19 protein-coding genes and 1 pseudogene are annotated in these 24,872 nt (G+C 72.9%); 3 read left to right on the forward strand and 17 right to left on the reverse strand.

The features are described from left to right. Positions 1-13 precede the first annotated feature (13 nt). From ACFYM2_RS31540 to rimP, 9 genes and pseudogenes are all read right to left on the reverse strand, one after another. Positions 14-973, reverse strand: coding sequence for a bifunctional riboflavin kinase/FAD synthetase (locus ACFYM2_RS31540; protein ID WP_359000638.1), 960 nt, complete (start codon positions 971-973; stop codon positions 14-16). 214 nt (positions 974-1,187) lie between these two features. Further along, positions 1,188-3,986 (reverse strand): annotated as a pseudogene (locus ACFYM2_RS31545) (trypsin-like peptidase domain-containing protein); the annotation flags it as partial. A 174-nt stretch (positions 3,987-4,160) separates the two neighbouring features. Beyond that, positions 4,161-5,120 (reverse strand): tRNA pseudouridine(55) synthase TruB, encoded by a 960-nt coding sequence (truB, locus tag ACFYM2_RS31550; protein ID WP_350232985.1) that lies wholly within the window; start codon positions 5,118-5,120, stop codon positions 4,161-4,163. Continuing rightward, the gene (rbfA, locus tag ACFYM2_RS31555) at positions 5,117-5,560 is read right to left on the reverse strand and encodes a 30S ribosome-binding factor RbfA (protein WP_359000644.1); all 444 of its coding nucleotides are present in this window, start codon (positions 5,558-5,560) and stop codon (positions 5,117-5,119) included. The genes truB and rbfA overlap by 4 nt, the downstream gene beginning before the upstream one ends. Before the next feature lie 33 nt (positions 5,561-5,593). Next, positions 5,594-5,887 (reverse strand): DUF503 domain-containing protein, encoded by a 294-nt coding sequence (locus ACFYM2_RS31560; RefSeq protein WP_350232983.1) that lies wholly within the window; start codon positions 5,885-5,887, stop codon positions 5,594-5,596. A gap of 154 nt (positions 5,888-6,041) precedes the next feature. After that, positions 6,042-9,206 carry a translation initiation factor IF-2 gene (gene infB / locus ACFYM2_RS31565; RefSeq protein ID WP_388840956.1) on the reverse strand — a complete coding sequence of 1,055 codons (3,165 nt, stop codon included), beginning with the start codon at positions 9,204-9,206 and terminating at the stop codon, positions 6,042-6,044. A 148-nt stretch (positions 9,207-9,354) separates the two neighbouring features. After that, the gene (locus ACFYM2_RS31570) at positions 9,355-9,633 is read right to left on the reverse strand and encodes a YlxR family protein (protein WP_359000650.1); all 279 of its coding nucleotides are present in this window, start codon (positions 9,631-9,633) and stop codon (positions 9,355-9,357) included. Positions 9,634-9,798: 165 nt separating this feature from the next. Continuing rightward, the gene (gene nusA, locus ACFYM2_RS31575; protein ID WP_359000653.1) at positions 9,799-10,788 is read right to left on the reverse strand and encodes a transcription termination factor NusA; all 990 of its coding nucleotides are present in this window, start codon (positions 10,786-10,788) and stop codon (positions 9,799-9,801) included. Positions 10,789-10,790: 2 nt separating this feature from the next. Further along, positions 10,791-11,345 carry a ribosome maturation factor RimP gene (gene rimP, locus ACFYM2_RS31580; RefSeq protein WP_359000656.1) on the reverse strand — a complete coding sequence of 185 codons (555 nt, stop codon included), beginning with the start codon at positions 11,343-11,345 and terminating at the stop codon, positions 10,791-10,793. A gap of 224 nt (positions 11,346-11,569) precedes the next feature. Between rimP and ACFYM2_RS31585 the strand changes: the two genes are divergently transcribed. The 3 genes from ACFYM2_RS31585 to ACFYM2_RS31595 are packed head-to-tail and all read left to right on the forward strand — an operon-like array spanning position 11,570 to position 13,434. After that, positions 11,570-12,049, forward strand: coding sequence for a hypothetical protein (locus ACFYM2_RS31585; protein WP_359000658.1), 480 nt, complete (start codon positions 11,570-11,572; stop codon positions 12,047-12,049). Next, entirely contained in the window at positions 12,049-12,495 is a 447-nt protein-coding gene (locus tag ACFYM2_RS31590) for a ferritin-like domain-containing protein (protein ID WP_388840960.1), read from the forward strand. Before ACFYM2_RS31585 ends, ACFYM2_RS31590 begins: the two co-directional genes overlap by 1 nt. Positions 12,496-12,534: 39 nt before the next feature. After that, positions 12,535-13,434, forward strand: coding sequence for an aminoglycoside phosphotransferase family protein (locus ACFYM2_RS31595; protein WP_359000663.1), 900 nt, complete (start codon positions 12,535-12,537; stop codon positions 13,432-13,434). A 280-nt stretch (positions 13,435-13,714) separates the two neighbouring features. Here the strand turns inward: ACFYM2_RS31595 and ACFYM2_RS31600 are convergent, their stop codons facing one another. From ACFYM2_RS31600 to ACFYM2_RS31635, 8 genes are all read right to left on the reverse strand, one after another. Next, a complete protein-coding gene (locus ACFYM2_RS31600) occupies positions 13,715-15,415 on the reverse strand; it encodes a proline--tRNA ligase (protein ID WP_388840963.1) in 1,701 nt (566 codons plus the stop codon). Positions 15,416-15,488: 73 nt separating this feature from the next. Continuing rightward, on the reverse strand, positions 15,489-16,046 hold the full coding sequence (locus ACFYM2_RS31605) for a GNAT family N-acetyltransferase (protein ID WP_359000669.1): 558 nt from the start codon (positions 16,044-16,046) through the stop codon (positions 15,489-15,491). A 28-nt stretch (positions 16,047-16,074) separates the two neighbouring features. After that, on the reverse strand, positions 16,075-16,920 hold the full coding sequence (locus ACFYM2_RS31610) for a GNAT family N-acetyltransferase (RefSeq protein WP_359000672.1): 846 nt from the start codon (positions 16,918-16,920) through the stop codon (positions 16,075-16,077). 117 nt (positions 16,921-17,037) lie between these two features. Beyond that, a complete protein-coding gene (gene ispG, locus ACFYM2_RS31615; protein WP_359000675.1) occupies positions 17,038-18,195 on the reverse strand; it encodes a flavodoxin-dependent (E)-4-hydroxy-3-methylbut-2-enyl-diphosphate synthase in 1,158 nt (385 codons plus the stop codon). A gap of 162 nt (positions 18,196-18,357) precedes the next feature. Next, a complete protein-coding gene (locus ACFYM2_RS31620) occupies positions 18,358-19,659 on the reverse strand; it encodes a M50 family metallopeptidase (protein WP_388459468.1) in 1,302 nt (433 codons plus the stop codon). After that, positions 19,656-20,906 carry a 1-deoxy-D-xylulose-5-phosphate reductoisomerase gene (dxr, locus tag ACFYM2_RS31625; RefSeq protein WP_388840966.1) on the reverse strand — a complete coding sequence of 417 codons (1,251 nt, stop codon included), beginning with the start codon at positions 20,904-20,906 and terminating at the stop codon, positions 19,656-19,658. Before dxr ends, ACFYM2_RS31620 begins: the two co-directional genes overlap by 4 nt. Positions 20,907-21,080: 174 nt before the next feature. Then, the gene (locus ACFYM2_RS31630; protein WP_359000683.1) at positions 21,081-23,006 is read right to left on the reverse strand and encodes an acyl-CoA dehydrogenase family protein; all 1,926 of its coding nucleotides are present in this window, start codon (positions 23,004-23,006) and stop codon (positions 21,081-21,083) included. 177 nt (positions 23,007-23,183) lie between these two features. After that, entirely contained in the window at positions 23,184-24,632 is a 1,449-nt protein-coding gene (locus ACFYM2_RS31635) for an aldehyde dehydrogenase family protein (RefSeq protein WP_388840969.1), read from the reverse strand. Positions 24,633-24,872 lie beyond the last annotated feature (240 nt).

Below are 24,872 nucleotides of genomic sequence, written 5' to 3' on the forward strand. Positions count from 1 at the left end.
GCGTGCGCCCGCGTCAGGCGCGCGCGGCCTCGTACGCCTCGATCAGTTCCGTGGACCGCTTCACGTCGTTGCCGATCGCCACCAGCAGGTCCTCGATGGAGTCGAACGTGGCCATGCCGCGCACATAGGCGAGGAAGTCGACGGCGACGTGCAGGCCGTACAGGTCGAGGCCGACGCGGTCGATGGCGTACGCCTCCACCGTGCGCTCGGTGCCCTCGAACTGCGGGTTGGTGCCGACCGAGATCGCCGCCGGCATCCGCTCGCCGTCGGCCGTGAGCCAGCCCGCGTACACGCCGTCGGCGGGGATCGCGGTGTGCGGCAGCGTCTCGACGTTGGCCGTGGGGTAGCCGAGTTCGCGCCCGCGCTGGGCGCCGCGCACGACGACGCCCTCCACGCGGTGCGGGCGGCCGAGGATTTCGGCGGCCCCCTCGATGTCGCCGGCCGCCACGAGGCGGCGGGTCAGCGTGGAGGAGAACGGCTCGCCGCCGCCCGCCTCGCCGCGCACCCGCAGGTCGATGACCTCGACCTCGTAGTCGTAGGTACGGCCGAGCTCGGCCAGCACCTCGACGTTGCCGGCCGCCTTGTGCCCGAAGCGGAAGTTGGGGCCCTCCACCACGAGCTTGGCGTGCAACTGCTCGACCAGCACCTTCACGACGAACTCGGCGGCCGAAAGCTGCGAGAACTCGCTGGTGAAGGGGAGGATGAGCAGCGCGTCGACGCCGAGCTCGGCCATCAGCTCGGCGCGCCGGTGGTGCGGGGCGAGCAGCGGCGGGTGGCTGCCGGGGCGCACGACCTCGCTGGGGTGCGGATCGAAGGTGACCACGACCGAGGGCACCCCGAGGGCGCGGGCGCGCTCCACGGCCCGGCCGATGATCAGCTGGTGTCCGCGGTGCACCCCGTCGTAGGAGCCGATGGTGACGACGCTGCGTCCCCAGTCCTGGGGGATGTCCTCCAAGCCACGCCAGCGCTGCACTGTGACCGCTCCTCGAACCCGTGTACGTCGTTGACCCTTACGCGTTATGCAGGTCTAAGACTGCCATGCCCGGCCGCCCGCGCCCGCATCGGCATGGGAGTGGCCGGCGTCCACACCGCGCGGCGGGTGCCGGGACCGGCAAGCGCGGCCCATTCCCGGGGCGCCTCACGCAGCCAGTCGGCCAGTTCGGCCCTCAGCGCGGCCCCAGCAAGGCGAGCGCGGCGCCGCGCCCTGCAGGGTCCTCGGCGCGGTCGAACAGGGCGAGCGCGGCGCCGCGTCCGGCGGGGTCCTCGGCGCGGTCCCGCAGGGCGAGGGCGGCGCGGCGCAGCAGGGCGTGGTCGGCCTCGGTGCGCGTGCGCGGGGTCAGGCGCGGGCCGAGGGCGGCGGCCGCGGCGCGGCGGTCGGGCCGCTCGTCGTGGGCCCAGCGCTCCACGGCCCGGCACAGCGCGGACGGCTCGTCCTCGGCGAGCTGGGCAAGCAGCTCCTCGGCGCGGGCGTGACCGGTGGCCACCAGCGCTTCGGTGAGGTCGTCGATCGCCAGCGCCCGGCGGGCGTACAGCAGGGCCTGCGCGGCCCGCGCCACGGTGGGCCGCAGCTCGCTCCCCGGCGGCACGGCAAGGGGCCGCTCGTCGCCGAACCAGCGGCACAGCAGCGGCTGTACGGCGCCGGGCCGGGCGGCGAGCCTGCGGTCGACGGCGTCCAGATAGCGCTCCCGGCCGGGCGCGGCGCCAGGCACCCCGTCGGCGGGAAGGAGGCGGCGCAAAAGGTCGAGCCTGCCGTCCTCGCCGAGCCGCAGCCGGGTCCAGAACCACGGCCCGAACTCCCCCAGCGCCCCGAGGTCCGCCGAGGAGCCCTCGCGCGATGAGCGGTCGGCGACGCGGTCCGCGAGCAGCCGCAGCACCTCCTGGTAGGGCCGGGCGTCGGGCACCCGCAGCAGCGTCGCGGTGAGCAGGCGTACGGCCCACCACTGGGCGTCGGCGAACCGGCCGGGGTCGGTGCCGGGCGCCGGCGCGCGGTCGAGGACGTCCACCAACTCCTTGAGCTTCAGGGCGAGTTGAGTGGATCCGTGCCGGCTCGCGAGCAGCAGCAGGGCCTCGATGACGGGTCCGGCGCGGTGCCGGGGCACCGGCAGGGGCGCGGCGGCGGGGTCCGGCCCCGGCGCGGGCGGGGACGGCGCGGGGTCCGCCGGGGCGGCGCTGCCGGCGGGCGGCCGGGGCACGACGCGCGGCGCCCCGCTCCTCTCGTACCAGCGGTGCACCAGGGCTTCGAGCGCCGCGTCGAGGTCGAGGTGGGCCGCCTGCACCCAGTCGGCCAGTTCCTCGTGGGCGAAGCGGTAGCCGGCGCCGGCCGGTACGAGCAGCCCTTCGGTGAGCACCGCCGCCGCCGATCCCGTACGCCAGGGGAAGATCTCCTCGAACGCCTTCCGGTCCAGCGCGCCCTGGCCCGGGCCGAGACAGTGCCGGGCGGCCTCGTGGACCTGTCCGGCCACGCGGGCCGCGAGGCGCCGCACCCCGGCGCCGACCACCGGCGGGCCGGCGCAGGCGGCGACGCGTTCCGCGACGCGCAGGCACATCAGGTCAAGGTGGGCGCGGAAGACCTCCTCGCGGTCGGGCCTGCCCTCGACGGCGCCGGGCAGCGCGGCCTGGACCTCGGCGAAGAGGCGCAGCGTCAGCGGGTGGCGGGCGTCGCGCCCGGCGAGCGCGCCGTCCGGGACGCCGAGGCGTTCACGGGCCCGCCGCGCCTCATCGCGCCCGAGGTCGCCGACGCGTACGGCGTCCGGGAGCCGGGGCAGCGGCGCGGGGTGCAGGGTGCCCGCCGGGTAGTGGGCGCCGGCCTGCTCCCAGTGCTCGGGGCGGCAGGCGAGGACCATGCGCGCCCCGGCGCCGGTGAGCCAGGCCGTGGTGGCGGCCGTCCAGGGGCCGAGGCGGTGGGCGAGGAGTGGCGGCATCTCCTCGGGGCCGTCGAGCAGGACGAGCAGCGGCCGCCCGGCGTCCCGCGCCAGGCGCGCCACCCGCTCGGGGGTGGCCGCGCCCTCGCCCGGCGCGGTGGGGGCGGCGACGACGCGCGCCGCGTGGTGGAGGGCGCGGGCGACGGCGTCGGACAGGCAGATGTCGTCGGCTCGCAGGTCCGCGCCGCGCAGCCAGAGCGTGGGCGCGGGTTCGGGGCCCAGGGCCCGGCGGGCGGCGAGCGCGGCGAGTTCGGTGGTGCGTCCGGTCCCGGGGTCGCCCACGAGGGCGAGCACCGGGGCCCGGCCCGCGTGGAAGGCGGCGAGCTGCCCGAGGACGGCGCCCCGTTCGACCGGGTCCCGCCGGGCGCCGGGGCCGTTCGCCGAGCCGACGGATGTGGCGGTGAGCTGGAGCGCTCCGGCGAGGTTCAGGTCGCGGCCGTGGGCGGGCACGGTGGCGGCGTTGCGCCGCAGCAGCTCGGCCAACGGGCCCGCCGTCGCACTGAGCGGCACCGCGAAGCCGCAGGCGGGGTGCGCGGCGCGCAGCCCGGTGGCGACCACCCCGAGGACCGCGCCGGTCGCCGGATCCACGACGGGGCCCCCACTGGCCGCGCCGCCGGGCCGCAGGGCCTCGGCGCCGGCCGTGCCGATCGCCAACTCCAGTACGCCGTCCAGGAGATGGCGGCGTCCGGTGGCGGGGTAGGTGATGGCGGACGCGCCAAGGACGCGGGCCTCGCGCCAGCCGTAAGCCGCCACCCGCACATAGGTGCCCGCCTCGATGTCCTGGTGGGCGCGGGCGCGGACCGGCAGCGGTTGCACGCCGAGCCCGTCGGTGCGGACGAGGGCGAGGCCGGCCTCGGGCAGCGCGGTGACATCGCCGGCCCCGGCGCGCCAGGTCTGCCCGCCGGGGCCGCGCAGCACCATCGCGCCCAGTCCGTCGACCGCTTCGTGGCTGGTGACGACGGTCCCTCGGTGGTCGGCGACGAACCCCGCTCCCCGGACGCGCCCGGCCGGATCACAGATGTCGACCAACGTCTCCCGGCCCTCGGCGCACGCCCCACGTCCCATGTCCGAAACGGTAGGTCTGCGGTGATCCGCCCGAGAAGGACGCCTGGGAAAAGCGCCCCCTGTGCCCCCGCCGTTCACTCCGAGCGCCCGCCCGAAGGGGTGAATCACCGGGGCCGGGCGGATGGACGCGCGCGGGCGGGATCGCGGAGCGGGCCGGGGCCCGCGCCGCGTGGCTCAGCCGAAGACGGCCAGGCTCTTGGCCTTGCCCTTCTGGTTCTCGACCAGCGCGAGGAAGGCGCCGTCGGGTCCGAAGACACCGACCGCCTTGCCGGGCGCGTACTCGTCGGGCATGTCCAGGCGGACGCCGTTCAGGAGCAGCCCGCCACGGCGCGCGTCCACGTCCCAGCGCGCGAAGGCGGCGGCCGCGGCCTCGGCGACCGGCATCACGGTGAGCTCTTCCTGGTGCTGGTCGAGGGTGCGGGCCGCGTCGATGCCGTAGGGGCCGACGCGGGTGCGGCGCAGCGCGGTGAGGTGGCCGCCGACGCCGAGCCCGGCGCCGAGGTCGCGGGCGAGCGCGCGGATGTAGGTGCCCGAGGAGCAGACGACCGAGACGACCAGGTCGACGACGGGGGTGCCGTCCTCGGCGACGGCCTCGCGGACGTCGTAGACGCGGAAGGAGGAGACGGTCACCGGGCGGGCCGGGATCTCGAACTCCTCGCCGCCGCGCACCCGCGCGTAGGACCGCTTGCCGTCGATCTTGATCGCGGAGACCTTGGACGGCACCTGCATGATGGCGCCGGTCAGGGCGGCCACGCCCGCGTCGATGCCCTCGCGGGTCACCTTGGAGGCGTCGGTGGACGAGATGATCTCGCCCTCGGCGTCGTCGGTGATGGTGTCCTGGCCGAGCCGGATCGTACCGAGGTATTCCTTCTCGGTCAGGGCGAGGTGCCCCAGGAGCTTGGTGGCGCGCTCCACGCCGAGGACGAGCACACCCGTCGCCATCGGGTCGAGGGTGCCGGCGTGGCCGACGCGGCGGGTCTTGGCGATGCCGCGCATCTTGGCCACGACGTCGTGCGAAGTGAAGCCCGACGGCTTGTCGACAATCACAAGCCCGTCCCGTCGCCCACCACCGCCCTTGCCTGAGAGCGCTTCGCGCTCGCCCCCCTCATTGGGCGTCTTTGCTGCGGTGCTCATGCGGTGGCGTCGTCCTCGTCGCCGGGCTTCTTGTACGGGTCGGCGTCACCGGCGAACTGGGCGCCCGAGGACACCTCGCGCACCGCCGCGTCGGAGGCCCGCGCCTTGTTGAGGAGGTCCTCGATGGTCTTGGCGTTCTCGGGGAGCGCGTCCGCGATGAACGTCAGGGTGGGCGTGAACTTGGTGCCGGCGGCGGCGCCGACCGCGGAGCGCAGGACGCCCTTGGCGCTCTCCAGGCCGGCCGCGGCGGCGGCCCGCTCCTCGTCGTCCCCGTACACCGTGTAGAAGACCGTGGCCTCCCGCAGGTCGCCGGTGACCCGGGTGTCCGTGATGGTGACGTGTGTCCCCAGGCGCGGGTCCTTGACGCCACGCAGCAGCTTCTCGGCCACCACCTCCCGGATGAGGTCCGCCAGCTTCTTCGCCCGCGCGTTGTCGGCCACTGGTCCTTCTCCTTCTCAAGCCTTGCTCAGTGTTCAGTCTTCGTCGCCGTGGAGCCTGCGCCGTACCGACAGAAGCTCCACCTCCGGCCTGGCGGCCACAAGCCGCTCGCACCGGTCGAGTACGTCCCTCAGGTGCCCCGTGTCGCCCGAGACCACCGCGAGGCCGATACGGGCTCTGCGGTGCAGGTCCTGGTCGCCCACCTCCGCCACGCTCACCGCGTACTTGCGCTGGAGCTCGGCCACGATCGGCCGGACGACGGAGCGTTTCTCCTTCAACGACCGTACGTCGCCGAGGAGCAGATCGAAGGACAGCGTCCCCACATACATGGATGTCCGGATGTCCCGCCGGTACGGGTTAGAGGGCCCCGCCAACGACTTGGCGGGGACACCAGAACCGTACCGGAACGGCCGGGGCCGATCGACGGAAATAATCTTCCCGCCGATCGGCCCCGACTGCTGAGGTACGGGTCAGCCTCGCGGACTAGCCGCGCGGCTTCTCGCGCATCTCGTACGTCGCGATGACGTCGTCGATCTTGATGTCGTTGAAGTTTCCGAGGTTGATACCGCCCTCGAAGCCTTCGCGGATCTCGGTGACGTCGTCCTTGAAGCGGCGCAGACCCGAGATGTTGAGGTTCTCCGCGATGACCTTGCCATCGCGCAGCAGGCGCGCCTTGGTGTTGCGCTTGACCTCGCCCGAGCGGACCAGGACACCGGCGATGTTGCCCAGCTTGGACGAGCGGAAGATCTCGCGGATCTCCGCCGTGCCGAGCTCGACCTCTTCGTACTCCGGCTTGAGCATGCCCTTGAGGGCCGCTTCGATCTCTTCGATCGCCTGGTAGATGACCGAGTAGTACCGGACGTCGACGCCTTCGCGGTCCGCCATCTGGGCCGCGCGGCCCGCTGCGCGGACGTTGAAGCCGATGACGATCGCGTCGGAGCCGGTCGCCAGGTTGATGTCGGACTCGGTGACCGCACCCACACCGCGGTGCAGGACACGGATGTCGACCTCGTCGCCGACGTCGAGCTGGAGCAGCGAGGACTCGAGGGCCTCCACCGAACCGGACGCGTCGCCCTTGATGATGAGGTTGAGTTCCTGCACCAGACCGGCCTTGAGGGCCTCGTCCAGGTTCTCCAGGGAGAACCGCACACCCTTGCGGGCGAAGCGGACGTTGCGCTCACGGGCGGCGCGCTTCTCGGCGATCTGACGGGCCGTACGGTCCTCGTCGACGACCAGGAAGTTGTCGCCGGCGCCCGGGACGTTGGTGAGACCGAGGACGAGGACCGGGGTCGAGGGACCCGCCTCCTCCACGTTCTCGCCCTTGTCGTCGAGCATGGCGCGCACACGGCCGTAGGCGTCGCCCACGACCATCGTGTCGCCGACCCGCAGGGTGCCGCGCTGGACCAGGACGGTCGCGACGGCGCCGCGGCCCTTGTCCAGGTGGGACTCGATCGCGATGCCCTGCGCGTCCTGCTCCGGGTTGGCCCGCAGGTCGAGCGAGGCGTCGGCGGTGAGGACGACGGCCTCAAGAAGGGACTCGATGTTGAGGCCCTGCTTGGCGGAGATGTCGACGAACATCGTGTCGCCGCCGTACTCCTCGGCCACCAGACCGAACTCGGTGAGCTGACCGCGCACCTTGGTCGGGTCCGCGCCCTCGACGTCGATCTTGTTGACCGCGACCACGATCGGCACGTCGGCCGCCTTGGCGTGGTTCAGCGCCTCGATCGTCTGGGGCATCACACCGTCGTTCGCCGCCACCACGAGGATCGCGATGTCGGTGGACTTGGCACCACGGGCACGCATGGCGGTGAACGCCTCGTGACCCGGGGTGTCGATGAAGGTGATCCGACGGTCCTCGCCGTTGACCTCGGTGGCGACCTGGTACGCACCGATGTGCTGCGTGATGCCGCCGGCCTCGCCCGCGATGACGTTCGTCTTGCGGATCGCGTCCAGAAGGCGGGTCTTACCGTGGTCGACGTGACCCATGACGGTCACGACCGGCGGACGCGCGACCAGGAACTCCTCGCCGCCCTCGTCCTCGCCGAACTCGATGTCGAAGGACTCGAGCAGCTCGCGGTCCTCCTCCTCGGGGCTGACGATCTCGAGGACGAAGTTCATCTCGTCCGCGAGCAGCTTCAGCGTCTCGTCGGAGACGGACTGCGTGGCGGTGACCATCTCGCCGAGGTTCATCATCACGCCGACGAGCGACGCCGGGTTGGCGCCGATCTTCTCGGCGAAGTCGGTCAGCGAGGCACCGCGCGACAGGCGGACGGACTGTCCGTTGCCGCGGGGCAGCATGACGCCGCCCACCGACGGGGCCTGCATGGCCTCGTACTCCTGGCGCCTCTGCCGCTTCGACTTGCGGCCACGACGGGCGGGCCCGCCGGGACGGCCGAAGGCGCCCTGCGTGCCACCACGGGCACCGGGGCCACCGGGACGGCCCTGGAAACCGGGACGACCGCCGAAGCCGCCGCCACCACCGGGAGCGCCGCCACCCGGACGGGGGCCGCCGAAGCCGCCGCCGCCACCGGGACGACCGCCGCCACCGGGACCGGCCGGACGGCCGGCGAAGCCGCCGCCGCCACCGGGACGACCGGCACCGCCGCCCGGACGGCCACCGGGGCCACCGGGACCGCGGCCGCCGGGGCCGCCACCGGGACGCGGGGCCGCGGCCGGACGCTGCGGCATCATGCCGGGGTTGGGACGGTTACCGCCGGGGGCACCGCCACCGGGACGCGGGGCGCCGCCCTGCGGGCGGGGCATGCCGCCCGGGCTCGGACGGGCGCCGCCCTGACCCTGGGGACGCGGAGCGCCGCCGGGGCCGCCCTGCGGACGCGGGGCGCCACCGGGGGCACCGGGGCCGCCGGCCGGACGGGGCGCGCCACCGCCGGGACGGGGCGCCTGGGGGCGCGCCATTCCGGTGGAGCCACCCGAGGTGAAGGGGTTGTTGCCGGGACGCGGACCGGCCGGACGGGCACCGCCAGGCCTCCCAGAGGGACTGGGATGCGCGCCCTGACCCGCGGGGCGGGCCGGACGGTCGCCGCCACGGCCACCGTCGCGCTGGCCACCGTCACGCTGGCCGCCGTCGCGCTGACCGCCGGCCGGAGCCGGACGGGAGGCGGCGGGACGCGGGCCGGGGGTGGCGCCGGCGGGACGCGGGGCCTGGGAGGGCGCCGCGGGCTGGGCCGGAGCCGGGGCCGAGAACTCGGCGGCGGGCACCGGAGTGACCGGGGCCGGCTTGGCCGGGGCGGGCTTCGGACCCGGGCGGGGGCCCGAGGCGGCCGGAGCCGGAGAAGCCGGAGTGGAGGGGGTGCTGCTCGCCGGGGCGGCCGGCGCGGCGGGAGCCGCAGGCGCGGCGGGGGCCGGCTTGGGGGCCGGGGCGCCGGGCTTGGGGGCAGCGGGACGTGCCGCGGCGGGCGCCGCGGGCTTGGCGGGCGCGGCCTTGCGGGGCGCGCCAGGCTTGGCAGCGGACTTGCCGGCGTTGCCGCCGGGCCCCTGCAGTGCGTCAGTCAACTTGCGTACAACCGGCGCCTCGATCGTCGAGGACGCCGAACGGACGAATTCACCGAGTTCTTGGAGCTTGGCCATGACGACCTTGCTCTCCACCCCGAACTCCTTGGCGAGTTCGTATACCCGGACCTTAGCCACTTCGCTCCTTTTAGGTCCGGGTTACCGCCGGACCGTCGCTACTTCATGGGCGTACTCATCGCGTACTCATCGAGTGCTCATCGCAATCTCGACCTACTTCCAACTCGCGAGGTACCTGACCGCACGGGATTCCGTGCCGTACTTCTTCTTACGTTGCGGCCTGCTCGACGTACTTCCGCAAGCCCGCGGTGTCGAGCGCTTCCCTGGCCTTGAAGGCCCGGGAGAACGCCCGGCGGCGGACCGCCTGGTCGAGACAGACCGAGGCGGGGTGGACGTACGCACCCCGGCCGGGCAGCGTACCGCGCGGATCGGGGGCGCAAACACCCTCGATCGCCACGATGCGCAGCAGATCGCTCTTGGCCGCTCGCTCCCGGCAACCCACGCAGGTTCGCTCAGGGCAGGCGCGGGCATGCGTCCGGCCAGACACGTTTAAGTCTACCTCCCCGTAGCGACCTCACCCGTTGGGGGCAAAAATCGAACGGTTGTTGTCCAGAAAGCTTCACCCTGCCCCATCGAACGGGGGCAGGGCCACTTCTTATTCCCGCCGGGCCGGTCGGAGCGGCCCGCTCGCCGGGTCGCCCGGCCGGGTCGCTCAGCCCTCGTCGGGCTGCTCGGTGTCCGGGCGGATGTCGATGCGCCAGCCGGTCAGACGCGCGGCCAGGCGGGCGTTCTGCCCCTCCTTGCCGATGGCCAGCGAGAGCTGGTAGTCCGGCACGGTCACCCGGGCGGAGCGGGCCGCGAGGTCCACGACCTCGACCTTGGAGACCCGGGCCGGGGACAGCGCGTTGGCCACCATCTCGGCCGGGTCGTCCGACCAGTCGACGATGTCGATCTTCTCACCGTGCAGCTCGGCCATGACGTTGCGCACGCGCCCGCCCATCGGGCCGATGCAGGCGCCCTTGGCGTTGAGGCCGCTGCGCGTGGAGCGCACCGCGATCTTGGTGCGGTGACCGGCCTCGCGGGCGATCGCGGAGATCTCCACCGAGCCGTCCGCGATCTCCGGGACCTCGAGCGCGAAGAGCTTCTTGACCAGGTTCGGGTGGGTGCGCGACAGGGTGACGGACGGACCGCGCACGCCCTTGGCCACCCGGACGACGTACGTGCGCAGGCGCAGCCCGTGCGTGTACTCCTCGCCCGGCACCTGCTCCTGCACCGGCAGCATGGCCTCCATCTTGCCGATGTCGACCAGCACGTTCTTGGGGTCCTTGCCCTGCTGGACCACGCCCGTGATGACGTCGCCCTCACGCCCGGCGAACTCACCGAAGGTGATGTCGTCCTCGGCGTCGCGCAGGCGCTGGAGGATGACCTGCTTGGCGGTGCTCGCCGCGATCCGGCCGAAGTCGGAGGGGGTGTCGTCGAACTCCTTGGCCTCCTGGCCCTCTTCCAGGTCGGCCGGGTCTTCCTTCGCCCACACCGTGACATGACCGTTCTCACGGTCGAGCTTCACGCGCGCACGCCGGAAGCTGCCCTCGGTGCGGTGGTAGGCGATGAGGAGCGCCGACTCGATCGCCTCGACCAGCAGGTCGAAGGAGATCTCCTTCTCCCGGACCAGGCCCCGCAGGGCACTCATGTCGATGTCCACGGCTACGCCTCCTCTTCGTTGTCGTTGTCGCTGTCGTCTGCGATGTCGTTCTCGCTGTCTGCCGTGATCTCGCTCTTCGCTTCCTTGCGGTTGAACTCGATCTCGACCCGCGCCTTGGCGATCTCGGCGAAGCCGATCCTGCGGGCGGTGGGCTTGCGCCCCTTCACACCCGGGATCTCGGCGTCGATGCCGTCGTCGTCGGCCTTGAGGATCCGGGCGACCAGCTCGTCGCCGCTGTGCAGCTGGAGCCGGGCCAGGCGCCCGGTGGCGCGGAGGTAGTGGCGTGGTTCGGTCAGGGGGCGCTCGGCGCCGGGAGACGTCACTTCGAGGACGTACTCCTCCTCGCCCATCACGTCGCTCTCGTCGAGCGCTTCGGAGGCGGCCCTGCTCAGTTCGGCGCAGGTGTCGAGCTCCACGCCCTCGTCGGAATCGACCACGATCCGCAGCACGCGCCGACGGCCCGCCCGGGACACCTCGATCTCCTCGAGGTCCAGATCCTTCGCGCTGACGAGCGGTTCAAGAAGACCGCGCAGCCTGTCGCTCTGGGTCGTGCTCATCCGGGTGACTCCTCGGCCGCGTCTGCTGTTGTGGGGATCGTCGTCGCGCACGGCGGCCGTCATGGGACCGGCGCCGTCAGATCAAAGGGTATCCGGTCCGGAAGGGTGTTGCCGTCCACGTCCCCGGGCCCGCGGGTACGCTCGCCTGCGGTGATCACTCGGTCACCGGTGGACCGGCGCGCGAGGAGAGACACGTGGGGCACCCGGGGACCACACGAAGGCGTGTGCTGGCCGTGACGGGCGGGGCGACCGCAGGTCTTTTGGCCGGCTGCGCGCGGGGCACCTCCGCGAGCGGCGACGCAGGGGCGCGCGAGGCGGCCCGCGCTGAGTCGGCGCTGCGCGTGGAGACCTCGGCCGCGAGCCGCGCGCTCGTCGACCGGTACGACGCCGTCCTCGCGATGCATCCGACGCTGCGGCCCCGGCTCGCGCCGCTGCGCGAACAGGCCGCCCAGCACGCGGCAGCGCTCGCCCCGGCCCCTTCCGCTTCCCCCACCCCGCCCCCGGCCACCCCGCCCGCCCGCGCCCTCTCGACGGTCGCGGCCGACGCCGACGAGGCCGTCAAGGAGCTCGCGGACGCCGAACGGCACACGTCCGACGCCCAGTTGACGGCGCTCGCCACCGCTCCCCCGGAGCTCGCCCGGCTGCTCGCCTCGGTGGCGGCCGCGGGCGCGGGGCACGCCTTCCTCCTCACCGGGGGTGCCTGATGGCCGAGCCCCTGGACGCGGCGCAGGCCGCGCTGGCCGCCGAACACGCGGCGGTGTACGGGTACGGGGTGCTCGGCGGCCGCCTCACCGGCGCCCGCGCCGACGCCGCCCGCGAGGCCTGCACGGCCCACCGCTCGCGCCGCGACGCGCTGGTCCGTACGGTGCGTGACCTGGGCGGATCGCCGGTGGCCTCGGCCGCCGCCTACGCCCTGCCGTACGCCGTGCCGGACGCGGCCGCGGCGCTGCGGCTCGCCACCGATCTGGAGGACCGCGTCGCCGGCGTCTACTGCGATCTGGTCCGCGCGGCCGAGGGGCCGCTGCGCCGGGAGGCGGCATCGGCCCTGCGGGAGGCCGCGGTGCGGGCCGTGCGCTGGCGGGGCGGGAGCGTAGCCTTTCCTGGGCTCGCGGAACGCCCGACCACGCCGGTGTCACCGGCCAGTACCTGAGTTCCACCGGCTAGTACCTGAGCAAGGGGCACAACACGTATGGCTTTCGAACCGCCTGAGCGGCTGGTACGCGCGCTCGGCGAGACGTACGGGGACGAGCTGGCCACACCGTGGCTCGGCCGCCTGCCAGGGCTTGCGGCGGACGCGGCCGCGCGGCGCGGGCTCGCCGTCGACCGGGTGCAGGCCCCCGGCGGCCGCTCCAGCCTGGTGGCCCTCGTACGCCGTCCGGACGGCACCCCCGCCGCCCTCAAGGTCGCCCCGCCCTTCGCCCGGCCCGACCTGGAACGCGCGGCGCTCGCGCACTGGAACGGCTGGGGCGCGGCGCAGGTGCTCGACGACGAGGCCGGTGACGAGGCGTTCCTGGTGGAGCGGCTGCACCCCGAGGTGTCGCTGCGCTCGCTGCCCGAGGCGAAGGCCCTTTTGGAGGCGGCCGGAACGGTACGCCGTCTGTGGGTCGAGCCTCCCCCAGGCCACGCCTTCGAGTCGGTGGCCGAGCGCACCGAGCGCCAGAGCGTGCCGATGCGCGGCCCTCAGGACGCCGAACTCGCCCCGCTGGTCTCGGCGGCGCTGACCGCACGCGACGAACTGACCGCCTCCACGGACGAGTTGCTGCTGCTGCACGGCAACTTCCGTCAGAGCAAGGTGCTTTCGGGCGAGCGGGCGCCGTGGCTGACGGTGGGTCCCGAGCCGCTGGTGGGGGAACGTGCTTACGACCTTGCGCGGTTGGTGCGGGACCGGGTGGAGGACCTGATCGCGGCGCCGAGCGGGGCGACGGCGGCCCGGCGGCGGGTGAACCGGCTGGCGGATTCGCTGGATGTCGACCCGGCGCGCCTGCACGGGTGGACGCTGTTCCGTGCGGTGGAGTCCGGATTGCGCGCGCGAAGGGCGGGCCGCCACCAGGACGCGGAACTCCTACTCGAATTCGCGACCTGGCTCTGACCGCCCGGCGGCCCCTCGCCGGACGAGTTGACGACGCCGGTGCGGTCCGGAACCGACCCCGTCAGGACCGCAACTCCCGCGCCGGCATGGCTGGTTCGCGATCGGCTCCTCGCGAGCCGGACTTGTCGCACGGGCTGTCGACGTCGTGCCGCTGTAGCCCCGGCACCACGACCCGGACGGCGCCCGGCGCGTTCGTGCCGGGCCAGGAGCCTCTGCCCGGGCAGGGTCCAGGGGCAGCGCCCCTGGAGCCCGCCCCACGCGGGTGGAAGGGGCCGGGGTGTCAGGCGGTCACGCGGGCGATCGCCTCGGCCAGGGGCAGCTCCTCGCGCTCACCAGTGCGCCGGTCCTTCAGCTCGAAGACGCCCTCGGCGACCCGCCGCCCCGCGACCAAAATCTGCGGCACGCCGATCAGCTCCGCGTCGGTGAACTTCACGCCGGGCGAGACCCCGGCCCGGTCGTCCACCAGGACCCGCAGCCCCGCCGCCCGCAGCTGTTCCGCCGCGTCCAGGGCCGCCTCGATCTGCGCCGCCTTGCCGGCGGCGACGACGTGCACGTCGGCCGGGGCGATCTCGGCCGGCCAGCACAGGCCCTTGTCGTCCGCCGTCTGCTCGGCGAGCGCCGCCACCGCGCGCGAGACGCCGATGCCGTAGGAGCCCATCGTGACCCGTACCGGCTTGCCCTCCTTGCCGAGCACGTCGAGCTGGAAGGTGTCGGCGTACTTGCGGCCGAGCTGGAAGATGTGGCCGATCTCGATCGCGCGGTCGAGCTTGAGCCCGGCGCCGCAGGCCGGGCAGGGGTCGCCCTCTTCGACCACGACGACGTCGAGGTATTCGTCGACCTCGAAGTCGCGCCCGCAGACCACGTTGCGCACGTGCGTGTCCGCCTTGTTGGCCCCGGTGACCCATGCCGTGCCGGGCGCGACGCGCGGGTCGGCGATGTAGCGGACCTTCTCCAGGCCCTGCGGGCCGACGTAGCCGCGTACCAGGTCGGGACGGTCGGCGAAGTCCTCGGCCGTGACGAGCTCGACGACGGCCGGCGCCACGTGCTCGCCGAGCTTGCCGAGGTCCACCTCGCGATCGCCCGGCACGCCGACGGCGACGATCTCGCCGTCCACCTTGACCAGCAGGTTCTTCAGGGTGGCCGAGGCCGGGACGCCCAGGTGCGCGGCAAGGGACTCGATGGTGGGGGTGTCGGGGGTGTCCAGCTCCTCCATCGGGGCGTGCGCGGAGCCGTCGACGGGGGCGGCCACGAAGGTCACGGCCTCGGTGTTCGCGGCGTAGTCGCACGCGGGGCAGTCCACGAAGGTGTCCTCACCGGCGGCGGCCGGGGCAAGGAACTCCTCGGACGCGGAGCCGCCCATGGCGCCGGAGACGGCGGAGACGATCCGGTAGTCGAGGCCGAGGCGCGCGAAGATCTTCTGGTAGGCGGCGCGGTGCAGCGCGTAGGACTCGGCGAGGCCTTCGTCGGTGGTGTCGAAGGAGTACGAGTCCTTCATCTGGAACTCGCGGCCGCGCAGCACACCGGAGCGGGGGCGGGCCTCGTCGCGGTACTTGGTCTGGATCTGGTAGAGCATCACCGGCAGGTCCTTGTAGGACGTGCACTGGTCCTTGACCGTCTGCGTGAAGATCTCTTCGTGGGTCGGGCCGAGCAGGTACTCGCCGCCCTTGCGGTCCTTGAGGCGGAACAGCAGGTCGCCGTACTCCTCCCAGCGGCCGCTCGCCTCATACGCGTCCTTGGGCAGCAGCGCAGGCAGCAGGACCTCCTGCGCGCCGATCGCGTCCATCTCCTCGCGGACGACGGCGGTGATGTTGTCCAGGACCTTCTTGCCCAGCGGCAGCCAGGTCCAGATGCCGGCGGCGTTGCGGCGTACGTACCCGGCGCGCACGAGGAGCTTGTGGCTCAGCGTCTCGGCGTCCGCCGGGTCGTCGCGCAATGTCTTGGCCATCAGACGGGACATGCGCTGAACCTGGGCGGCTGCCATGGATTTCTCTCCTGTACGTGCACGGGGTGATGCCTGGAGGTTAGCCGGGCGCCCCGAGTGCGCGGAAATCCGTTTACGTCGTGGACCGCCCGCGCGGCAGCGGCAGGGGCGCGCCCATCACGGCGTAGGGCCGCGCCGCGCTCGGGAACTGGACCTGGACCGCCAGGTCGCGGTAGCCGAGCGAGCGGTACAGGGCGCGGGCGGGGCTCTCGGTGTCGATGGCGGAGAGGATCGAGCGGGGTTCGGTGGCGCTGTCGGTGATGGTGGTGATGAGCGCCCGGCCCAGGCCCCGGCCCTGGAAGCCGGGGTGCACATGCAGCTCGGTGATCACGAACGCGTCGTCGAGCCAGCTCTCGGCGCCCTTGTTGCGCAGGTACGGCTCCACGACGGTGGACCACCAGTGCGCGCGGTCGTTGGGCATCCCGTACACGAAGCCCACGAGGCGCCCGTCCGGCGCGGTGGCTCCGAGCGCCCTGGCCCCGGGGTGGGTCAGGTGGCGCAGCACGATGTGGCGGCGCACCGCGACCTCGTCGGCGCCCAGTCCGAAGGCGACCGCCTGCACGGCCAGCGCCTCGTCCACGCGGGCGGCGAGGTCGAGGGGGCCGACGGTCACGTCAGGGTCAGGAGCCATGGCCGCACCCTAACCTCGAAACGGCGGCTCAGAACAGCACGCTCATGAACGCCCCGGTCTCACGGAAGCCGACCCGGCGGTAGCAGGCGCGGGCGGGGGCGTTGAAGTCGTTGACGTACAGGCTGACGAGGGGGGCGACGTCGGCGAGGGCGTAGCGCAGGACGGCCGCCATGCCGGTGGCCGACAGGCCCTTGCCGCGGTGTTCGGGGGCGACCCAGACGCCCTGGATCTGGCAGGCCTGGTTGGTGGCGGCGCCGATCTCCGCCTTGAAGACGACCTTGCCGTCCTCGATGCGGGCGAACGAGCGTCCCGAGCCGACGAGTTCGGCGACGCGGGCCTGGTAGAGCAGGCCGCCGTCGCCGGCGAGCGGGGAGACGCCGACCTCCTCGGTGAACATGGCGACGCAGGCCGGCATGATCACGTCCATCTCGTCCTTGCGGATGCGCCGGACGTACGGGTCGGGCTCGATGTCGTCCGGCATGCCCTCGGCGACCATGAGCGGCTGGTGCGGGCGTACCTCGCGGGCGGGGCCCCAGTGCGGTTCGAGCAGCCGCCACAGCTCGGCGGTGGGCTCGGCGGGGCCGACGATGGAGGAGCAGCGGCGGCCGGTGCGGCGGGCGCGGTCGGCGAAGGAACGTACCGCCTCGGGGGTGGCGCAGATCGGTACGAGGTTGGCGCCCGAGTAGCACAGCGAGCGGAGCCGGCCGCCCGCGTACCAGCCCCACATCTCGCCGCCGAGCCGCCAGGGGTCGAGGCCGGCGACCTGCACGCGGGAGGTCACGAAGGCGTTGGCGACCGGCTCGCTCTCCAGGATGGCGAGCGCCGCGCCGAGGTCGCCGGGTTCGAGGACCCGGGTGGTGGTCTGCGTCAACACGAGGGGGCCTCACGGGTACGGGCTGCTGATCTCCGCACTGTACCCGCCACCCCGCCCCCCACGCCCTGGGACTCCACCCCGGCCGCCCCGGGGCACCGGGTGCCCTGACGCCGGGGGTCAGCCCGCTACTGATACCTGGGGCTCGCCGGAGGGGATTCCGGCCTTTTCCATCTGCTCCGCGATCTTCATCGCCTCGTCGATCAACGTCTCCACGATCTTCGACTCCGGCACCGTCTTGATGACCTCGCCCTTCACGAAGATCTGCCCCTTGCCGTTGCCGGAGGCGACACCGAGGTCCGCCTCGCGCGCCTCGCCGGGGCCGTTGACGACACAGCCCATGACGGCGACCCGCAGCGGCACCTCCATGCCTTCCAGGCCCGCCGTGACCTCCTCGGCCAGCTTGTAGACGTCCACCTGGGCGCGCCCGCAGGACGGGCAGGAGACGATCTCCAGGCGGCGCTGGCGCAGGTTGAGCGATTCCAGGATCTGGATGCCGACCTTGATCTCCTCGGCCGGCGGGGCCGAGAGCGAGACGCGGATGGTGTCACCGATGCCCTCGGCGAGCAGCGCGCCGAACGCCACCGCCGACTTGATCGTGCCCTGGAACGCGGGGCCCGCCTCGGTGACCCCGAGGTGCAGCGGGTAGTCGCACTGCGCGGCGAGCTGGCGGTAGGCGTTGACCATGACGACCGGGTCGTTGTGCTTCACCGAGATCTTGATGTCGCGGAAGCCGTGCTCCTCGAAGAGGGAGGCCTCCCACAGCGCCGACTCCACCAGCGCCTCGGGCGTCGCCTTGCCGTACTTCTTCAGCAGCCGCGCGTCGAGCGACCCGGCGTTGACGCCGATGCGGATCGGGGTCCCCGCGTCCTTCGCGGCCAGCGCGATCTCGCGCACCTTGTCGTCGAACTGCTTGATGTTGCCCGGGTTGACCCGCACCGCGGCGCATCCCGCGTCGATCGCCGCGAAGACGTACTTGGGCTGGAAGTGGATGTCGGCGATGACCGGGATCTGCGACTTGCGCGCGATCGTCGCCAGCGCGTCCGCGTCGTCCTGCGTGGGGCAGGCGACCCGCACGATCTGGCAGCCGGACGCCGTCAGTTCGGCGATCTGCTGAAGCGTCGCGCCGATGTCCGACGTACGCGTCGTGGTCATGGACTGGACGGAGACGGGCGCGTCCCCGCCGACCGCCACGGAGCCGACCTGGATCTGACGGCTCTTGCGGCGCTCGGCGAGGCGGGTCGGTACGGCCGGCATTCCCAGTGAAATCGCAGTCATCTGCTGTGCAACCCCAAGGTGTGGATCAAGGTCCCGAGATCGGCGGGCTCCAGCCTTCGAGGTTACGTCACCCCGGGAGCACCGTGTGCACGGTGGCCCCGCGGTTCACGCGAAGGGGCGCCCGGGGAGCGCGGGAGGCAGGCTCCCCGCGCCCCCGCGCCGTCAGGTGAGCTTCACCGGGTTCACGACGTCCGCCACCAGGACGAGCAGCGTGAAGCAGATGAAGATCCCGGCCACCACGTACGCCACCGGCATCAGCTTGGCCACGTCGAACGCGCCCGGGTCGGGCCGCTTGAGGACCCGCGCCACCGTGCGGCGCAGCGACTCCCACAGGGCGCCCGCGATGTGGCCGCCGTCCAGCGGGAGCAGCGGCAGCATGTTGAACAGGAACAGCGAGAGGTTGAAGCCGGCGAGCAGGAACAGGAACGTGGCGATGATGTTCGGCGTCGGGGCGTCCAGGTTCAGCACCTCGCCGCTCAGGCGCGCCGCGCCGACCACGCCGACCGGCGAGTCCGCCTTGCGTTCGCCGCCGTCGAAGGCCGCGTTCCAGAGGTCCGGGATCTTGCCGGGCAGCGCGACGATGGAGTGCACGCCGTTCTCCACCATGTCGCCCATGCGGTTCACGGACTCGCCGAAGGTGAGCGGCTGGATCTCGGACTTGGGCGAGAAGCCGAGATAGCCGGCCGGTACGTACTGGTCGGGGACGGCCTGGCCGTCCGCGTCCTTCTTCAGGACCATGTTCTTGGCCAGCGTGGCGTGCAGGGTGACCTGCTGGCCGGCCCGCTCCACGGTGACGGTGGCCGGGCCGATGGTCGCGCGGATGCGGTCGGACAGGTCGGACCAGTTCTTCACGGGCTTGCCGTCGAAGGCGACGATCTTGTCGCCGACCTTGAGGCCCGCGGCCTCGGCGGGCGAGACCTTGTCGCCGGCCTTGCAGGAGTCACGGTGCTCGCTCTGCGCGATCACGCACTTCTGGACGCCGGCGACCTGGGTGGTCTCGGCGGCCATGCCGAAGCCCATGAGCACGCTGAGGAAGATCGCGACCGCGAGGATCAGGTTCATGAACGGGCCGGCGAACATGACGATGACGCGTTTCCAGGGCTTGCGCGTGTAGAAGAGCCGGTCCTCGTCGCCGGGCTGGAGCTCTTCGAACGCGGCCGCCCGCGCGTCCTCGATCATGCCGCGGAACGGCGAGGTCGACCGCGCCTCGATGCGGCCGTCCGCGCCGGGCGGGAACATGCCGATCATGCGGATGTAGCCGCCGGCCGGAACCGCCTTGATGCCGTACTCCGTGTCGCCCCTCTTGCGCGACCAGATGGTGGGCCCGAAGCCGACCATGTACTGGGGCACGCGGATGCCGAAGAGCTTGGCCGTGGAGAGGTGGCCGAGCTCGTGCCAGGCGATGGAGACGAGCAGCCCGACGGCGAAAAGCGCTATGCCGAGGACCGTCAACAGGATCGTCATGCGCGTGCCTCCGCTGTCGCCTTCACCGCGAGTTCGCGAGCCCGGGCACGTGCCCAGGTCTCCGCTTCCAGGACGTCCGAGACCGTGAGGGAGGTTCCCGCCCGGGGCGTTCCGTGCTCGGTGACGACCTCCGTCACCGTCTCCATGATCCCGTTGAACGGGAGCCGCCCGGCCAGGAACGCGTCCACGCACTCCTCGTTCGCGGCATTGAACACCGCCGGAGCCGTCCCGCCCAGTTCCCCGACGTGCCGGGCGAGTCCCACCGAGGGGAAGGCGTCGTGGTCCAGGGGGTAGAACTCCCAGGTCGAGGCCTTGGTCCAGTCGAACGCGGGCGCGGCGTCAGGGACCCGCTCGGGCCAGCCGAGCCCGATCGCGATCGGCCCGCGCATGTCGGGCGGGGTCGCCTGCGCCAGCGTGGAGCCGTCGGTGTACTCGACCATGGAGTGCACGTAGGACTGCGGGTGGACGACGACCTCGATGCGCGAGAAGGGGATGTCGTAGAGCAGATGCGCCTCGATCACCTCAAGGCCCTTGTTGACGAGCGTCGCCGAGTTGACGGTGATGACCGGGCCCATCGCCCATGTGGGGTGGGCCAGCGCGTCCTCGGGCCTGACGTCGGCGAGTTGGCTCTTGGTACGCCCCCTGAAGGGCCCCCCGGACGCGGTCACCACGAGTTTGCGGACATCGGCGCGCTTGCCGGCGGCCAGCGCCTGGAAGAGGGCCGCGTGCTCGGAGTCGACGGGGATGATCTGTCCGGGTCTCGCCACCGCCTTCACGAGGGGGCCGCCGACGATCAGGGACTCCTTGTTGGCGAGCGCGAGCGTGCGGCCGGCCGTGAGCGCGGCCAGCGTGGGCGCGAGCCCGATGGAGCCGGTGATGCCGTTGAGGACGGTGTGGCAGGGGGAGGCCGCGAGTTCGGTGGCCGCGTCGGGGCCGGCCAGGATCTCGGGAAGCGGCTCGCCGCCGTACCGCGCCGCCAGCGCCTCGCGCAGCGCCGGCACGGCGTCCTTACGCGCCACCGCCACGGCGGCGACCCGGAGCTGTCGCGCCTGCTCGGCAAGGAGCTCGACCCGGCCGCCCGCCGCGGAGAGCGCGGTCACACGGAAGCGGTCGGGGTTGCGCAGGACCAGGTCGATGGCCTGGGTACCGATGGATCCGGTGGATCCGAGTACGACCACATCGCGTCGGCCAACGGCTGGATCGAAGGCGATGTGCGGGTCGGCGAGGGGAACTGGGCAGTCGCTCATGCCCCCATTGTTGCCGCATCGGCCGCGCGCCCGGACAGCGCTCCTGTCAATAAGGCCGGGATGAGGGCGCGCCGGACGCGGAGTCGGTGCCCGGCGGAGCCGGGGCCGTCGGAACGGAACGGATCGTTCCGGCGCCCCGGTGCCCCGGTTCCGCACGTGCGCCGGGTGCCCGGGTCAGCGCACGGGCCGGTGGACGTTGTCCCGCCGCGCCGGTCCCGGCGTCGCGTCCGCGATCCAGGGACCCTCGCCCGAGGGGTCGAGCACGCCCTCCTCCAGCCAGGTGTACGCACCGGCAAGGACCTCGTCCACGACCTTGTGGTCGAGCTCGTCGGTGTTGCTCCACAGCCGGGTGAACAGCTCCTCGACGCGGACCCGGGACTGGTGGCAGAACGCGTCGGCCAGCTGGACGGCCTCACGGCCGTTGTCCTGGGTGACCCGCAGGTGCTCGGCCCGTACGCAGGCCGCGCTCATCGCGAACAGCTCCGCCCCGATGTCGACGATCCGGCCGAGGAAGCCCTGCTTGGTCTCCATCCGGCCCTGCCAGCGCGACATGGCGTAGAAGGTGGAGCGGGCGAGCTTGCGGGCGGAGCGCTCGGCGTAGCGCAGGTGCTGGGCCAGTGGCCCGAACTCGCTGTAGGAGCGCGGGAGTTGGCCCGGGCCCGCGACCAGCTTGGGGAGCCACTTGGCGTAGAACCCGGCCGCGTTCGCGCCCGCCTTCGCCTTGTCCTGGAGGGTCTTGTCGGGGTCGATCAGGTCGCCGGCCACGGACAGGTGGGCGTCCACCGCCTCGCGGGCGATCAGCAGGTGCATGATCTCGGTCGAGCCCTCGAAGATCCGGTTGATCCGCATGTCCCGCAGCATCTGCTCGGCGGGCACCGCCCGCTCGCCGCGCGCCTCCAGCGAGTCGGCGGTCTCAAAGCCCCGCCCGCCGCGGATCTGGACCAGCTCGTCCGTCATCAGCCAGCCCATCTCGGACCCGTACAGCTTGGCGAGGGCGGCCTCGATGCGGATGTCGTTGCGGTCCTCGTCGGCCATCTGCGCGGAGAGGTCGGTCATCGCCTCCAGGGCGAACGTGGTCGCGGCGATGAAGGAGATCTTCGCCCCGACCGCCTCGTGCCGGGCGACCGGGCGGCCCCACTGCTCGCGTACACCCGCCCACTCGCGGGCGATCTTCAGACACCACTTGCCGCTGCCGACACACATCGCGGGCAGCGAGAGGCGGCCCGTGTTGAGCGTGGTCAGGGCGATCTTGAGGCCGGAGCCCTCGGGGCCGATCCGGTTCGCGGCCGGCACGCGTACCCGGTGGAAGCGGGTGACGCCGTTCTCGATGCCGCGCAGGCCCATGAAGGCGTTGCGGTTCTCCACCGTGATGCCCGGCGAGTCCGCCTCGACGACGAAGGCGGTGATGCCGCCCCGGTGCCCCTCGGACTTCGGCACCCGGGCCATCACCACGAGCAGGTCGGCGACGACCCCGTTGGTGGTCCACAGCTTCACGCCGTCCAGGACGTACGTGTCCTCACCGTCCGGCACCGCGGCGGTGGCGAGCCGGGCGGGGTCGGAGCCCACGTCGGGCTCGGTGAGCAGGAACGCGGAGATGTCGCTGCGGGCGCAGCGCGGCAGGAAGGCGTCCTTCTGCTCCTGGGTGCCGAACAGCTTCAGCGGCTGGGGCACGCCGATGGACTGGTGCGCGGAGAGCAGCGCGCCGATGGCGGGGCTTGCCGAACCGGCCAGGGTGAGCGCCTTGTTGTAGTAGACCTGGGTCAGCCCCTGGCCCCCGTACTTCGTGTCGATCTTCATCCCGAGGGCGCCGAGCTCCTTGAGCCCGCGCACGACGTCGTCGGGGATCTTCGACTCGCGGTCGATGAGGCGGCCGTCCACGTGGGCCCGGAGGAAGTCGCGCAGCTTGGCGAGGAAGGCCTCGCCGCGTGCCACGTCCTCGGGGGCGGGCTGCGGATGAGGGTGGATCAGGTCCAGGCGCAGCCGGCCGAGAAAGAGTTCCTTGGCGAAGCTGGGCTTGCGCCAGTCCTGCTCGCGTGCGGCCTCGGCGACCTGGCGCGCCTCGCGCTCGGAGACCTTGGGCGTGTGCTGTGGTGCGGTCATAGAGGGGTTCTCCTCGCCGCGGGCTGACGGGTGCGGGCGGCTGCCCGTTACCGGGTGGTGCTACCCGTCCGTATGTACCCGATTCCCGGGGGTTGGACCACCCCGCTCGCCGCCCGGGTGCACGACGGCGGCCGGAACCCCCGCACAGTGGGTTCCGGCCGCCGGGCTCGTGCGGTCCTACAGGGCGAGGCCCGTCAGGACGAGGACGCGCTCGTAGGTGTAGTCGTCCATCGCGTAGCGCACGCCCTCGCGGCCGACGCCGGAAGCCTTGGCGCCGCCGTAGGGCATCTGGTCGGCGCGGTAGGACGGGACGTCGCCGATGATCACGCCGCCGACCTCCAGGGCCCGGTGGGCGCGGAAGGCGGTCCGCGTGTTGTGCGTGAACACCCCTGCCTGGAGGCCGTACTTGGAGGAGTTGACGGCGGCGAACGCCTCGGCCTCGCCGTCCACCTTCTGCACGGTCAGGACGGGTCCGAAGACCTCCTCGCAGGCCAGGGTGGTGTCGGCGGGCAGCTCGGTGAGCACGGTGGGCGCGTAGGAGGCGCCGTCGCGCTTGCCGCCGGTGAGCAGCTTGGCTCCGGCCGTCACGGCCTCGTCGACCCAGGACTCCACGCGCCGGGCGGCGTCCTCGCTGACCAGCGGGCCGACGTCGGTGGCGGAGTCGGACGGGTCGCCGGTGATCTGCGCCTCGACGGCGGCGACGATCTTGGGGAGCAGCCGGTCGTACACGGCGGCGTCCGCGATGACGCGCTGCACGGAGATGCAGGACTGGCCGCCCTGGTAGTTGGAGAAGGTGGCGATACGCGTCGCCGCCCAGTCCAGGTCCTCCTCCGAGGCCCAGTCGGCCAGGACGACGGCCGCGCCGTTGCCGCCGAGCTCCAGGGTGCAGTGCTTGCGCGGCACCGAGTCCATGATCGCGTAGCCGACCTTGTCGGAACCGGTGAAGGAGATGACCGGGAGGCGGTCGTCCTTGACCAGGGCCGGCATCTTGTCGTTGGCGACCGGCAGGATGCTCCACGAGCCGGCGGGCAGCTCGGTCTCGGCGAGCAGTTCACCCAGGATGAGGCCCGACAGCGGGGTGGCGGGGGCGGGCTTGAGGATGATCGGGGCGCCCACCGCGATGGCCGGGGCGACCTTGTGGGCGCACAGGTTGAGCGGGAAGTTGAAGGGTGCGATGCCAAGGACGACGCCCTTGGGGAAGCGGCGGGTCAGGGCGAGGCGGCCCACGCCGCCGCCGTCGGTGTCCAGGCGCTGGGCCTCGCCGCCGTTGAAGCGGCGGGCCTCCTCCGCGGCGAAGCGGAACACCGAGACGGCGCGGCCGACCTCGCCCCGGGCCCACTTGATGGGCTTGCCGTTCTCGGCGGAGATCAACTGGGCGATCTCCTCGGTGCGCTCGGCGAGCCGCTTGGAGACGTGGTCGAGGGCGGCGGCCCGTACGTGCGCCGGGGTGGCCGCGAACTCCTCCACGACGGCGTGCGCGGCGGCCACGGCCTCCTCGACCTGGGTGTCGGTGGGCACACTGACCGAGGCGACGAGCCGGCCGTCCCAGGGCGAGGTGACATCGAAGCTGTCGTCGCCGGTGGCCTCGCGGCCGGCGAGCCAGAAGGAGGCGTGGGTAGAAGTCATGCCCTCACGGTAGGCCGGGGGGCGGGGGTGCGGGTTTGTCCGGCGTGGAGTGGTGAGGGCGCCCAGCACGCCGCTTTGGAGTTCCCCTCGGGGGCCCGCCACGGGGCGCGGGCCGCGCACGGCTGGTCGCGCAGTTCCCGGCGCCCCTGACAGGGCTCGTGCTGGCCCACACGGGAACCTCAGCCCCTGGCAGGGTCCGCGCTGGCCCGTACGGGCAACCTCAGCCCGTCCGGCGTTTGA

Origin of the sequence: Streptomyces sp. NPDC006711 (genome assembly GCF_042869775.1) — a bacterium.
In the GTDB taxonomy this organism is placed as follows: Bacteria; Actinomycetota; Actinomycetes; order Streptomycetales; family Streptomycetaceae; genus Streptomyces.

Excerpts from the sequence above, each read along its gene's own strand:
- truB (WP_350232985.1), bottom strand. The coding sequence starts at position 5,120 with ATGAGCACCGCAGCAAAGACGCCCAATGAGGGGGGCGAGCGCGAAGCG.
- ACFYM2_RS31560 (WP_350232983.1), bottom strand. The coding sequence starts at position 5,887 with ATGTATGTGGGGACGCTGTCCTTCGATCTGCTCCTCGGCGACGTACGG.
- rimP (WP_359000656.1), bottom strand. The coding sequence starts at position 11,345 with ATGAGCACGACCCAGAGCGACAGGCTGCGCGGTCTTCTTGAACCGCTC.
- ACFYM2_RS31590 (WP_388840960.1), top strand. The coding sequence starts at position 12,049 with ATGGCCGAGCCCCTGGACGCGGCGCAGGCCGCGCTGGCCGCCGAACAC.
- ACFYM2_RS31595 (WP_359000663.1), top strand. The coding sequence starts at position 12,535 with ATGGCTTTCGAACCGCCTGAGCGGCTGGTACGCGCGCTCGGCGAGACG.
- ACFYM2_RS31600 (WP_388840963.1), bottom strand. The coding sequence starts at position 15,415 with ATGGCAGCCGCCCAGGTTCAGCGCATGTCCCGTCTGATGGCCAAGACA.
- ACFYM2_RS31605 (WP_359000669.1), bottom strand. The coding sequence starts at position 16,046 with ATGGCTCCTGACCCTGACGTGACCGTCGGCCCCCTCGACCTCGCCGCC.
- ispG (WP_359000675.1), bottom strand. The coding sequence starts at position 18,195 with ATGACTGCGATTTCACTGGGAATGCCGGCCGTACCGACCCGCCTCGCC.
- ACFYM2_RS31620 (WP_388459468.1), bottom strand. The coding sequence starts at position 19,659 with ATGACGATCCTGTTGACGGTCCTCGGCATAGCGCTTTTCGCCGTCGGG.
- dxr (WP_388840966.1), bottom strand. The coding sequence starts at position 20,906 with ATGAGCGACTGCCCAGTTCCCCTCGCCGACCCGCACATCGCCTTCGAT.
- ACFYM2_RS31630 (WP_359000683.1), bottom strand. The coding sequence starts at position 23,006 with ATGACCGCACCACAGCACACGCCCAAGGTCTCCGAGCGCGAGGCGCGC.
- ACFYM2_RS31635 (WP_388840969.1), bottom strand. The coding sequence starts at position 24,632 with ATGACTTCTACCCACGCCTCCTTCTGGCTCGCCGGCCGCGAGGCCACC.